General features: G+C 53.2%; 9 protein-coding genes. 4 read left to right on the plus strand and 5 right to left on the minus strand.

Going from position 1 to position 13478, the window contains the following annotated elements; all coding sequences use genetic code 11:
* Positions 1 to 118 precede the first annotated feature (118 nt).
* Positions 119 to 1441 (minus strand): Gfo/Idh/MocA family protein, encoded by a 1323-nt coding sequence (locus SH527x_RS06280; RefSeq protein ID WP_437193799.1) that lies wholly within the window; start codon positions 1439 to 1441, stop codon positions 119 to 121.
* 235 nt (positions 1442 to 1676) lie between these two features.
* Here SH527x_RS06280 and SH527x_RS06285 point away from each other — a divergent pair, with 235 nt between their 5' ends.
* Positions 1677 to 2591, plus strand: a complete 915-nt coding sequence (locus tag SH527x_RS06285; RefSeq protein ID WP_437193800.1) for a DUF58 domain-containing protein — start codon at positions 1677 to 1679, stop codon at positions 2589 to 2591.
* A 155-nt stretch (positions 2592 to 2746) separates the two neighbouring features.
* Here the strand turns inward: SH527x_RS06285 and SH527x_RS06290 are convergent, their stop codons facing one another.
* The 4 genes from SH527x_RS06290 to SH527x_RS06305 all read right to left on the minus strand — a co-directional run bounded on the left by SH527x_RS06290 (position 2747) and on the right by SH527x_RS06305 (position 9190).
* Positions 2747 to 3544 carry a glycerophosphodiester phosphodiesterase gene (locus SH527x_RS06290; protein WP_437193801.1) on the minus strand — a complete coding sequence of 266 codons (798 nt, stop codon included), beginning with the start codon at positions 3542 to 3544 and terminating at the stop codon, positions 2747 to 2749.
* A gap of 90 nt (positions 3545 to 3634) precedes the next feature.
* Positions 3635 to 4144 (minus strand): NUDIX hydrolase, encoded by a 510-nt coding sequence (locus SH527x_RS06295; RefSeq protein WP_437193802.1) that lies wholly within the window; start codon positions 4142 to 4144, stop codon positions 3635 to 3637.
* Positions 4145 to 4181: 37 nt separating this feature from the next.
* On the minus strand, positions 4182 to 6566 hold the full coding sequence (locus SH527x_RS06300; protein ID WP_437193803.1) for a DUF4159 domain-containing protein: 2385 nt from the start codon (positions 6564 to 6566) through the stop codon (positions 4182 to 4184).
* Positions 6567 to 6745: 179 nt separating this feature from the next.
* A complete protein-coding gene (locus tag SH527x_RS06305; protein ID WP_437193804.1) occupies positions 6746 to 9190 on the minus strand; it encodes a DUF4159 domain-containing protein in 2445 nt (814 codons plus the stop codon).
* A gap of 404 nt (positions 9191 to 9594) precedes the next feature.
* Here SH527x_RS06305 and SH527x_RS06310 point away from each other — a divergent pair, with 404 nt between their 5' ends.
* The 3 genes from SH527x_RS06310 (at position 9595) to SH527x_RS06320 (ending at position 13417) form a co-directional block, all read left to right on the plus strand.
* The gene (locus SH527x_RS06310) at positions 9595 to 10719 is read left to right on the plus strand and encodes a thiolase family protein (protein WP_437193805.1); all 1125 of its coding nucleotides are present in this window, start codon (positions 9595 to 9597) and stop codon (positions 10717 to 10719) included.
* 92 nt (positions 10720 to 10811) lie between these two features.
* A complete protein-coding gene (locus tag SH527x_RS06315; protein ID WP_437193806.1) occupies positions 10812 to 12647 on the plus strand; it encodes an AMP-binding protein in 1836 nt (611 codons plus the stop codon).
* Entirely contained in the window at positions 12644 to 13417 is a 774-nt protein-coding gene (locus tag SH527x_RS06320) for a 3-hydroxybutyrate dehydrogenase (RefSeq protein WP_437193807.1), read from the plus strand. Before SH527x_RS06315 ends, SH527x_RS06320 begins: the two co-directional genes overlap by 4 nt.
* Positions 13418 to 13478: the final 61 nt, after the last annotated feature.

Consider the following 13478-nt stretch of genomic DNA (forward strand, 5'->3'; position numbering starts at 1 on the left):
GCTCGATGTTCCCAACATCTGGAACACCGAGCTGCGAAAGAATCAAAGAATTGCGGAGGAAGCAGCTTTCCTTCATTGAAAAAGGCAGCCGCACCGCCGCATCATCGGACAGACTGGTCTAGAGATTCTCAACCTTGAAGCCTTCACGATAGTTGTGGGTCAACAACGCATTGGCTTCTGGATGGTTGGAGATCTTGAAGTTCTTTGCATCCCATTCCAGCTTCTGCCCCGGGAAGCGATTTCCGATGACCCCGATCAACAGAGCCTCAGTCAGCGGACCACCATAGCTGAAGCTGGCACTGGTCTTTGTTTTTCCAAGACAGGCATCAACAAATTGGTGATAGTGATTTTGAGTTTCAACAACAGGCTTTTTGTAGTCCTTGAACTTGTCTGAGTCGAACAGCTGAGCTTCCGCGATATGAGGCAGCAGCAGTCCTCCTTCTTCCCCGACGAAGAACGATCCGGTGCTTGGCAACTTCACGTCTTTCGACAAGCCGAGTTCTTCATGCGATGGAAGTCCTTGTGGGCCATCGGACCAGAGCCAGGTCAAAGTGTCCGTGGTGTACTTTGTGCCCGGGAACTCGAAGACCACTTTGTTATGTTCTGGATGACCAAATCCGGTCGGAGCCCGACAAGTCGTGGTCACCGCAGTTGGCGCGGTCAAAGCCAGTGCGTCATACGGGGTATCGAAGACGTGGACGCCCATATCCCCCAGAGTTCCGGTTCCAAAATCGAGGAACTTTCTCCAGTTGGCCGGATGGTAGATTTCTGGAACATATGGACGATCGGCAGCAGGGCCAAGCCAGAGATTCCAGTCCAGATATTCAGGAACTGGCTGATAATTCGTGATCGCCGGTCCGTCGTAGCCCCAGGTTCTTGTCGCCCAGGCATAGACCTTCTTCACTTTCCCGATCGCCCCGGATTGAATAATCGCATGAGCCTGACGGTAAACCGGATACGAGTGAATCTGGATTCCCATTTGGGTGACCAGCCCCTTGGCTTCGGACACCTTCTTCAACTGTCGGGACTCGTAGGCGTCATGTGTCAGCGGCTTCTGACAATAGACATGTTTGCCTGCATTCAGTGCTGTCATGGCAGCTGGAGCATGTGTGTGGTCCGGAGTCGAAACGACAACCGCATCAACCTTGTCACCAAGAGCGCTGATCATCTCGCGGTAATCGCGAAACAATTTGGCATCCGGCAAACTCTTCCCAGCAGAGTTCAACCGATTCAAATCCACATCGCAAAGTCCAACGACTTCAACCATCGGGTGAGATTTGATGGAATTCAGATCGGACAGCCCCATCCCCCCGACACCGACGTGGGCAGTTCGAAGTTTCCCATTCGGAGAAATGGCTCGTGCGGTCAATGGAAAGGCAAATGTTGCCGAGGCGAGACCACTGTACCGGAGAAAATCACGTCGACTGAAACGCTGCTGCATTGTTGTCACTCCAAAGAGTTTGAGAGACGGAAGGGCAGGATCGCTCACCAAGACCAGCTGCAGAGTCCGATTCCCATTCTTGTGTGAAAAATCAGACGTCGGGCAGTTCATCAGGCAAGTGAACTCTGATCCTCGCATCCTACTGATAAAGCGAATTGAATGCCATATAACTCACATCGTTACCGCGACTTCGATAGACTCAAAGGGCAAATGATCGCAAACCTGAGGTGAATGGATGGCTGATCCTTCAATTTCGTTAAATGACCCCACCGCGCTTTCCCGTATGGGGCAGTTGGAAGTCGTTGCGCGGCAACTCGTGGAAGGATCAATGATCGGCCAGCACGACAGCCCATTCAAAGGGTCCAGTGTCGAGTTCGTGGAGCATCGCCAATACACCACCGGTGACGAGATTCGCCACATTGACTGGCGTGCGTACGGCAAAACAGGTCGGTACTACATCAAGGAGTTTGAAGAGGAAACGAATCTCCACGCATATGTGGTCGTCGACGCCTCTGGCAGCATGGCATACGGAAGCAGTACCGCAACAAAGTTCGAGTACGCACGAGTGCTCGCTTCCGCGTTGGGCTACCTCTTCAGTTCGCAACGGGACTCTGTCGGGTTGATCACGTTCGATGATGCAATTCGGGATCGGATTGAACCGTCCACGAATCCCAAGAAGCAACAGCTCATATACTCCACACTCAGTTCGCGAAAGCCGGGGGGAGAGACGAGTCTAGGGCAATGCATTCAACAGATTCTGCCTACGTTGAAGCGACGATCACTCGTGATCATTCTCAGTGATTTCTTTGACGATCCAGAACAGCTGCAGACCGCATTGCAATCATTTCGTCGGCACCGGCACGAAGTCATTCTGATTCAGATCATTGCACCAGAAGAAGCTGATTTCCCCTTCGACAAGCCAACACAGTTTCGCAGTCTGGAACAGGCTGGGGTCAAGATTCTGGTTGACCCTCACCGCTTGAGAAAGGTCTACCTGGAACAGTTTCAACAGTTCCAGAAACGACTTAAAGAGATGGCTGGAACTTGCGGGTTCGACCTCGCACAGCTCAAGACTTCGGATCCATTCCAGATTGCAATCGGTCGTTACCTTGACTGGCGAAAACGCCGCGGGAAGCAGGGAAATCGGTAGTCGACTCTCTCACACTGCTCGCTACCGTACAGCGTCTCTATCTCATTGCAGATCGAAGCAAAAAGAAAGACACCCGCAAGATGGATTGTCCTGCAGGTGTCCAGCATTCATCTTAGATCGGATCGAGCAAAACGCGAATCCCGTCGCCATCTGAGTTATTTCAGATTGGCAATTTCTGTTCGCAGAAATTCCGGGCGGTCCGTTGTGATCCCCTGCACTCCCAGTTCAATCATCCGAAGAGCGAGTTGCGGGTCGTTTACTGTCCAGACATCCATCCGCAAACCAGCATCTTTGACCTTCTTCACTAACTCAGATGTAATTTCAGGTCCGGCCTTGAGATCGAGCCCATCGGCCTGAATTTCGCGAGCCGTTTTAATCAGGCGTTCAGCGTTCGTTTCTTTCATTCCATGCAGGAACAGAGCTGGAACTTCTGGACGCTGCTTCTTCAGTTCGGCAATCACCTTGGCATTGAAGCAGATGACAATTGTGTTTTTCACTGGCAACTTGGCTTCATCCAGATCACGAAGCAGGGGTGTCACGATCTCCGGACCACACTTCACTTCAATATAGATCTTCTTGTCCTGAGGGATCGCCTTCAACACTTCCGCAAAGGTCGGCATCTGCTCGCCTTGGTACTTCGGTGATTTCCATTTCCCGACGTCCAGCTCACGCAGCTGCTCCAAAGTGGTTTCCGCAACTGTCAGATCAATACCGCCGGTTGTTCGTTTGGTGGTCTTGTCATGGCAGGCGACGATGTGCCCGTCTTTGGTGAGATACAGGTCGACTTCAGTGCCATCAGCTCCCTGCTTCCACGCAAGTTGAATCGCAGAAATCGTGTTCTCAGGCGCGTCAAACGACGCCCCGCGATGTGCGATGTACTCAACGTGAGGAGCTTCCGCAGCGGCGACTCCACAAAACAGAGTCATCAGAAATGCAGTTACGAGATGTTTCACAATACTCCTCTTCTTTACGTGTAGACGAAACCTGATTTGCGAATGGGTCGCTTGTCAGCCTGACTGAACTTCTTAACTTCTATTCGTTCTCTATTCTGCTTCATGCCGATGCATAACCCACCAGCCAAACAGCTGACGAAACGGAGGCGTAAATCGTTCCGGCTCATTCTGTATCATGGATTGAATGGTATCAGGATGAAGGTAATGGACGGACTGAATCTCTTCCGGATCTGGCGTCGGAACATCGTCCGTTTTCAGAAAGTAAAGCACGGTGTGTTCAAACGCAGTCTCTGGTCCCGCTGGCAGCTTCGTGATCCAGGTCAGTTCTCCTGCGAGTTGCAGTTCTTCCTTCAGCTCGCGATGTGCCGCTGTCTCATAGGTTTCTCCGGCATCGACATGCCCGGACGACGAAGAAGTATAGCAGAGTGGGAACTGATCCTTTTTGTCGGAACGGAGGTGAATCATCAATTCGCCAGCCGTCGTCCAGACCCAGATGTGCACGGCTCGATGAAGCAGATCCTGCTCATGCACCAATGCTCTTGGAGCTTGCCCGATGACTTGATCGTGGTCGTCGCAGACATCAAAAATTTCGTTTGCCATCACATCGCACTTCAATTTTAAACAGGCAAGATTCGCACTATTGCAGCAATCCATACAGAACCAGATTCACTGCAATGCGAACAGCGTCTTCCGTTGGATATCCTGCACACGATGTCGTTGCCTGACGTTCAAGTGCGCAACTCAGATCATACTTGCTATAGACCACGACATATTTGTTGCCGATCTTGATCCCTTCCAGAATCGGCTCCCCTTCCGATTCCTCGGATTTCAATGTCACGCCGCCCGGGCCAGTTGTGGGAATACGCCGCTTCACCTTGCGGATGTCATACCCCAGTTCGAGGCGATAGAGTTCATCCTCGATAGGGATGCGTTCGAGCTTCTTCCCCAGTGTCGCCTCGATCATCGTACGGAAGCTCTCGTCGAATGCTGTCGCGCCACAACATGAGTCCGCAAAGAGAAACCCGCCGTTTTCAAGGTACTCTTTCAGTTTGGTCTGCTCTTCCGCGCTCATTTGAAAGTTTTTGCGCCCGTGCATGTAGAGCAGCGGGAAACCAAAGAGTGAGGCGTCCGTCGCGGCGATCGTCGGGGTCTCGGAGGCGACCTCAACATTCATCGTATCCAATGCGGATTGCAATCGGCGCAGTGCATTGGGAGCAGTATCCCATCCCCCTGTGTGCCGGAGCCTGGCAATGGTCAACTGCCCGCGCCCCATTCTGTTCAGGTCAGTCGGATTCAGCATCTGCGGTCGCTGGAGTTTGTCCTGCAGCTCACGCCCGGTGGCATAGGCAATCACGTTCACGCCTAACTTCATCGAGCGATCAATCTGCGTCTTGACTGCAACATCCCTCCCCGGCGGATCGTATTTCACCCATTTATTCCATCGACACCCGTGATCGAACGGAGCGTAGATAATGGCCGTCCGACACCCAAAGTCGACTCCCCAAAGTTCAGGGACTTCTGCATCAGGCGGAAAGACATTCTCACTCCGATAGACATCGTGGGTCGGAGGCAACTTTCTGAGTTCATATTGACCATCAAAGAGTCGGCGAACCAGATCTCGAAATCCCGCGTCGAACTGATCGCTCTTACAATTCTGAACCGCGAAGATGAAGCCTCCCTGCACGAGGTAATCACGAAGCAACTGCAGTTCTTTCCCGTCAATTGTTTCCGGGCTGTCTGACCCGCTCATGAACTGGATTGGACTCTGCAACAAAGCAGAAACGCCTTCGCCTTCTGCCGCAGTTCGTAAATCGACAATCTGCCACGACAGCAACTTCGGCCAGCCGGGAAGTGAACTCGTGTAATCCACCAGACTCCCGATGTCGCGGGCATGTCGATTCCAGTCACGCCCAATCACTTCCTGTGTCTGAGGACTTCTGGCCCCAAACTTGAGCTTGTTGATAACAACGGGAGAAAGACCTTTGGAGAGGAATAGTAGTGCCAGACTTGTCCCGGCAATCTCATCTTCCTGCTGACTCTTCCAGATGCCATCCCGAACACTCTGCGTCGCAACGAGGAACTCAGCCCCTTCACGATACCAGTCGTGATCTCCGAAGAATCGTTGCCCGGTGAATCGCCCTGCCCGTTCCAATCCATAGAGGTAGTAAAGAGGCCAGTGCTCCGTGCCGGGATTCGACCGAACGCGAAAATGAGTCGAGAGCCATCGCACCCCTGCGTCAATCGCCGCATCTTCCGGGAACTCGCGATCCGTACAGCAGTCGATCTCCCCATCTGGTCCGACATCGCTGTCATCAACCAACATGCTGCGAGTGATCGATAACGAGGCGATTCCAGCAACCGTCATACTTCCAGTTGGAACATGCCCGGGGACATACATCCACGGTGCGCCGTTGGGCAAGTTCAATGGTCCCTGTTGATTGGCCAGAAAATGTCGTTGTGACCGTTGCCAGACTTCTCGATCGATGCGGACGCCAACATCCGCCGCTTCTCGTAATGCAAGAATCGCAAACTGCGTATTACTGTTATCCCAGTGATTTTCGTCTCGATATCCCCAAGCCCCGGCCGCTTCCCCTTTTTGCTGATATTCTTCCAGACGTCGTGCCATCTGGCTGATCTTGCCTTTGACGGTGGGATCTCCAGACGCCGCGAGTGCCATGATCGCCATTGAAAGATCATAGGTGCGCTCAGGTGAAGTCTCCGGACGCTTCAACCAGGCAACAGCGCGTCGAACAGGATCACTGTCTGTTGGCACGCCAGAGTTAATCAGGGCGAGAGTCGCGAGAGAAGTCAGGCCGATTTCATTTCCGAGATAGCGCGAATTCGGCCAGTTGCCATCTCTCTTCTGCTGACGAATGAGTGACTTCTGACCACTGTCGATTGCATTAAGAACCGCGTCGCGCAGAACATCGTCCTTCGGATTCGCCTGAGACCACGCAGGACGGGGTGCTCCTGCGATGATCATTCCGATGAGCAGCAAGTGCCATGCGAAACGATGATTCATCAAACCAGAACCCTCAGGAACTCGTGAGTCAGTCAGCCTGTCGACTTGAACTGCTGCCACCACTTGGATGCCGTAACGATCAGGAAAGAATTAAACGCATTCAATTCAATACCAGCATAACTTCCTCATGCCCGTCCAGCCATCAGTTCCCCCCGAAAGTTCCATCGAACTCCAAAGACTCACCGCGTCCCGGGGATTTCTCGCAACTCCTGCAGCAACGCGTAAACAATCAGATTCGTCCCAATCTTCAACGCATCTCCGGCCGCATACCCTTCGCAATCGGTACGGCGAGCCGCCTCCATCGCACAACTCAGGTCATATTTGCTGTAAATCACCACATACCGCCCAGACCGTTCAATCCCTTCCAGCAAAGGAGCCTGCTTCCGGTCAACGAGCGAGGACACCTTCGTCTGCGGATTCACTTCGGCCACACGGATGGAAACTTCAGTGACATCATAAACTGTTCGGCCAGAGAGAATCTCATGGGAATCTGGAATCGGCTGAAGTGGTGCATCCGGATAGATCTGATCCATTGCTGCACGAAACGACCGATCAAATTCAGCAGACTGACAACAGGAATCCGCAAGCAGCACACCTCCACGCTCAAGGTGATTCTTCAGTGCCGCCCGTTCGTTTACAGACAGTTGAAATGCTTTGTTCCCATGCCAATACAGCACAGGAAAATGAAACAGCTCTGGATCATCAAGTTGAACAGATGCCGGGATCGGAGCGGCAATCTGCCCGACAGCGTCATTCACCGTCTTCATCAGATTGACCAGTGAGCCGGGTGCCATATTCCACCCTGTGCCATGACGCACCAAAGCGACTTGCAGCAGACCTCGACTTGTCCCATGTTTCTCTTCTGGTGACGTGAATGTTTCTGCGACGCGCGTTGTCGGAAAGCGTGATCCATTTGCGTACGCGATGACATTCAGCCCCAGCATCGTCAGGCGATCACGGTCAGTAGGAGTCTCACCGGCAGCAGCAAGATCGACAGGCCCGTGCCATTGAGACCAGTTGCAAGAGAGATCCTCAGGCGAATAAAGAATCGAAGTCCGGCAACCTGCATTCAACTCCCAGAGTTCGGTTGACTTTGGATTGATTGAATACCTCACCCGATAAATCGGATGGTGCTCTGGGACACGAGTCAGCGCGTGATCGGTCTGGCCTCCAAGACGTCGGGCCAGTTCACGAATTCCTGTATCAAACTCTGCACTGGAGCACTTCGGAGCAGCGAGGAGCAATCCGCCGTCATCCAGATACTTTGAGAGAAGTTCGAATTCCTCCGGTGACATTTCCGGAACTGAATCACCTGTCAGAAACAAGACAGGTGCCTGCAGATGAGGGTCAGCCGTTCGCCCGGCGTTCGCGAGTTCTCGCAAATCAACCTCATGTGGACTGAGCAAACGAGAATACTTCATTTCCGAGTTCAGCTGTTCGGTCAACTTCCAGACGGCATCTGAATGCCGCTGCTGCACGTCAGCCAATTGCTGCGAAGAGAGACGAATGGAGTTCATCGCAGAAGGCGAGAGTCCGCTTGCCAGATAGAGAAGCGAATAGCTGGTCGAGATCACCTGATTGTTGCCCGGCCAAAACCCGCGACTCCGATGTTGACGCATCATCAGCGTCAGAGCACCACGTCGAAACCACAACTCTTCGCCCGGGAAGTACGCCCCTTGCTGCCGTGTGCCTCGCTCGACTCCATATAAATGGTCAACAACAAAATCACTGTCCTTTTGCCGCTGTTCTGCGACTCGACAGCGCTCTGCCAACCAGCGACTCGCTTTAACTTGTAAGGCTACATCAACAGTAGACAGACAGCAGTCAGGAGAAGCCGCCTGTTGAATCGCATTCAGTTGCTGCTGACAACGGCTCAAGATTGCCACACCGGCAAGCGAGCCACTCAAGCTGCTCTGACCATCACCCTGACGGACGTTCTGATCAGTCGATTGCCCTTGCCGATCCGCCTCATTAAAGAATTCTGGCCAGCCTCCATCCTGATGTTGCAACCCCTTCCAAAACTGAGTCCCACGAGCCCACACCTGCTCAGGGACACCGACTCCCAGATTCCTGGCATCCTGTAAAGCAATCAGAGCAAACTCAGATGCACTGAGATCTCCAAATGCCTCCCCGATGCGGTTTGGCCAGCCACCTGACTCCAGTTGGGAATTCACCAGGCGCTGAGCAAGCCCCCGAATTCTTGGGTGATCGGCGGGATCGTTTGCAGTCGTGAGAACGAGCAGCATCAGCGAGATTTCATTGATACGCGCCGGTTCGTTCTCCGGCAACGCGCGCAACCATGTCAGCGATTTGCGAATATGATCATGCCTCGTGTCCGAGCCAGACTTCAGCAATGCCAACGTCGCCGCTGATGTCACTGCAATCGGGTGAATCAGGAAGCTATCAGCAGGATACGCGCCATCTTCAAGCTGACAGGACAGAAGAAAACGCCGACCAAGATCGACCGAGTTATGAACATGTTGGACATACGGGTCCTGAGCCAACGACACGCTGCAAAGCGTCGCCAGAATCAGGACAGCAGAAAGAAACGCCCGCTTGAAACAGATATTGGTTTCAGTGCCCGCCTGCCTGCCGAGTTGTTCCACGATCCCTCGGAACCTCATACGTCATCCTTAACGATCCGCTTACCACTTCCACACCCACGACTCACTGATCCTGCAGAAGTCAGCCTTTACCCTCTCAGGAACTCATGACGCAGAGATCAGGCGATCGCATTTCTCCAAATCATTTTGCGTATTGTGAAGGGAGCCTGCCTGTGACCGCAATAGAGCTTGTTCATCACCGGAATTCACTCAGTATGGCCTCGCCTGCAATTGAAAAATTCGGGGAAGGTCCCCAGAATGCAGACCAATTAACACATATTGATTTGCAAGTGTCAAAAACGGTTCACAGCAGGAAATTTGCGTCTAAACGACAAAGCCGGTCTGCTCCATCTTGGGGCCGCGACGCTGCAAAAATCCCAACCCGACGCTCCTGTCTCAGTTCTGCATTTGTTTAAGGCCATTCGATGAAGCGTGTCTGGGTTGTTTCTGCTAAACGGACTCCACAGGGCCGGTTTCTGGGAGGACTTTCCAAGTTTTCTCCAGTTGATCTTGCCGTTGCCGCCAGCAAAGCCGCATTGTCCGGGATCAACCCTGAACGGGTCGACTCTGTGATCGTCGGGAATGTCCTCGGCGCCGGATTCGGGATGAATATCGCTCGACAGATCGCGATTCATTCCGGTCTCTCAATCAGCACACCAGCCTACACCGTGAATATGATGTGTGCTTCAGGCATGCAAGCGGTCATCCTTGCTGCCCAGTCAATTCAGTCAGGTAACGCCAGGATGGTTTTGTGCGGCGGGACAGAATCGATGTCGCAAGCCCCCCATCTTTTGAAACGGGCTCGCGGCGGAGTCAAGATGGGCAACGGGGAAATCACCGACCTGATTCTGAGTGACGGCCTGATCGATTCCTTTAATCAGGAACACATGGGCTTAACCGCAGAACGCCTCGCCGAGCAGTATGGCATCACGCGTAATGACCAAGACCAGTTCGCCTCGGAGAGTCAGCAAAAGTATGCCTCGGCGTTGCAGGCAGGCAATTATCAGGACGAGATCACCCCGCTCGGGCAACTGACAAATGATGAGCCACCCCGCCCGGAAACAACTGTCGAAACGCTCGCCAGTCTGAAGCCAGCATTTCGCCCAACGGGAACCGTCACCGCAGGCAATGCTTCTGGGTTGAATGACGGCGCTGCAATGCTTGTTGTTTGCGAAGAAGAGTTCGGCAAGCAGCAAGGTCTGACACCAATGATGATCCTCAGCTCCAGCACATCCGTTGGCTGCTCGCCTGAGATTATGGGACTCGGCCCTGTCTATGCCACTCGGCGCTTGTCAAACAACATCAGTGAATTCGACATGATCGAACTCAACGAAGCGTTCGCGGCCCAATCCCTCGCATGCATTCAGGAACTGGGATTCGACAAGTCACTCGTCAACCAGGATGGCGGAGCAATTGCACTCGGGCATCCACTGGGAGCAAGTGGAGCACGCCTGCTCGTTCACATGAGTCATCGGAAACCTGATAAAGGTTTGGCGACACTGTGCGTCGGAGGCGGCATGGGCTGTGCTGTTGTCCTTGAGAAGCCATAAGCAATTGCACAAAACAATGAATTCCACCCGGAATTCGAAATGTGTTGAACAGCATTCGTATTCGGCCAGCAGAATCAGGATGAAATCGGGTCATGAGCGAAGTCAGCATCAAGAGTTGGGTTCCAACAGAGGACGTCCTCGCAAAGTCGAATATTGCGTGGTTGATGCAGCACACCGGAATTCAATCTCCTGAAGCGCTGCATCAATGGTCGGTCAGCAACCGCGACGCGTATTGGGCAACCGCTGTCGGCCGACTGGGTGTGCGCTTTCGTGAACCGTATCAATCTGTCCTCGACATTTCTGACGGAGTCGAGAATGCACACTGGTTTACCGGCAGCCGACTGAACATCGTCGAGAGTTGCTTCACTGCTCCTCTGGATTCCCCTGCGATTATTCATCAATCAGAAGACGGGTCACTTCAAACGATGACCGTCGGTGAACTCGCGGAGTTGAGCGATCAGGTCGCTGCGAACATCGTTCGAATTGGAATTGAGACCGGGAGTGCCATCGCGATTCTGATGCCGATGACTGCGGAATCGGTCGCGATTTACCTCGGAATCATCAAGGCCGGATGCGTTGTTGTTGGGATCGCCGACAGTTTTCAACCAAAGGAAATCGCCTCCCGAATTCGCCTGTCAAACGCCGTCGCGATCTTTACTCAAGACGTGCTGGTTCGTAACGGGAAAGTGCTCCCGCTTTTTGAGAATGTTGTTCAGGCGAATGGCCCGCGAGCAATTGTCCTGCCTGCCGTTGGAGAAAGCCGAGCTTTGCTGCGTGCTGGCGATGAAGACTGGCGAACGTTTCTTCAAGATCAAGGCCCATTTGAAGCGGTCGTTTGCGATCCAGAGGCTCCGACCAACATCCTGTTTTCTTCCGGGACAACAGGCGATCCGAAAGTCATTCCCTGGACTCACATCACACCAATTAAATGCGCGGCAGATGCGCACTTCCATCAAAACGTCCATCAAGGCGACGTCGTTGCATGGCCGACCAATTTGGGCTGGATGATGGGCCCTTGGCTGATCTACGGCAGCCTCATGAATCAGGCCACCATTGCACTCTACAACGGAGCCCCGACTGGACGCGGGTTCGGAAAGTTCATCGAAGCCGCGAAAGTCAATGTGCTGGGTGTCATCCCGAGCCTTGTCGGAACATGGCGCAGTACAAACTCGATGGATGCCCTCGACTGGAGTTCCATTCACGCCATCAGTTCCACCGGCGAATGCTCTCGACCAGAAGACATGGCCTGGTTGATGGAGTTTGCTGGCAACTGCCCGATCATCGAATATTGCGGCGGGACGGAACTTGCCGGTGCCTATATCGGCAGCACTGTGGCCCGACCTTGCATCCCCGGTCAGTTCAACACCCCCATTCTCGGAATGGACATGGTGATCCTCGATGAAGAAGGGCAACCTTCCGACCAAGGGGAATTGTTCCTCGTTCCCCCTTCCATCGGAATGTCAACTCGCCTGTTGAACCGTGACCACCACGAGATCTATTACGAAGGCACACCTGCTGGCCCGAACGGTGAAAAACTACGCCGACATGGCGACCAGATGCTGAAGCTACCTGACGTTTTCTGGAAGGCTCAGGGGCGAGCTGATGACACAATGAACCTCGGAGGAATTAAGGTCAGTTCCGCCGAGATCGAACAAGCTCTGCACTCGGTTCCAGAACTCAAAGAGTCCGCCGCCATCGCGGTTTCAATCTCTGACGGTCCTAGCCAGCTCGTGATTTATGCGGTCAAAACACCACAATGCGACAAGGTCGACAGCGATCTGATCAAGTCGATGCAGACGTCCATTCGTACGGATCTCAACCCTCTCTTCAAAATTCATGACGTCATCTTTGTTGATGCTCTCCCCAGAACCGCATCAAACAAAGTCATGCGACGCACCCTGAGAGACTGGTATCACTCGGCAACATGAACAACCTCCCCAGAACAATTCTGATCACCGGAGCAGGGAGTGGGCTCGGTCGTGGGCTGGCTCAATGCCTTGCCGCAGAAGGCCACCTGATTCTGGCAACTGACCTGTCGCTGACAGCAGCATCGGAGACTGCATCTCTGGTGCAAGCTGCTGGGGGAACCGCAGAAGCATTCGCTCTGAACGTCACTGACGAAGCGGCGATACAAAAGTTGATGGGAGAACTGAGCCACCGTCAGATCGATGTGCTCATCAACAATGCCGGATTGCAATACGTCTCCAAGGTGGAAGAGTTCCCGATTGAGAAATGGGACCAATTGATCAACGTCATCCTGAATGGAACGTTCCTGATGACAAAGGCCGTTCTCCCCGGGATGCGTGAACGTGGATTTGGCCGCCTGATCCATATCGGATCGATTCACTCGTCAGTTGCATCGCCATTTAAATCCGCTTACGTCGCTGCAAAACATGCATTGATCGGCTTTTCGAAAACCATCGCGCTCGAAACTGCCGGGGTCGACATCACCAGTAATACCATCTGCCCAGCTTACATACGCACACCGCTGGTTGACGCCCAAATACAGAATCAGGCACGTACGCGAGGAGTTCCGGAAGCAGACATCATCGAGAAAGTGATGCTGGAACCAATGCCGAAAAAGTGCTTTATCACCATTGAAGAAGTGGCCGCAACAGCCGAATTTCTCATGCAGCCTCTCGCCAAAAATATCACCGGTCAGGCCATCACGATTGATGGGGGTTGGACAGCTCAGTAAGACTGAACTGCAAGTGCGACCTGTCTTTCGTTGGGGAAAGTCCTTAAAGTTCAACTTTGAC

This window comes from Planctomicrobium limosum (assembly GCF_051465645.1).
GTDB lineage: Bacteria > Planctomycetota > Planctomycetia > Planctomycetales > Planctomycetaceae > Planctomicrobium.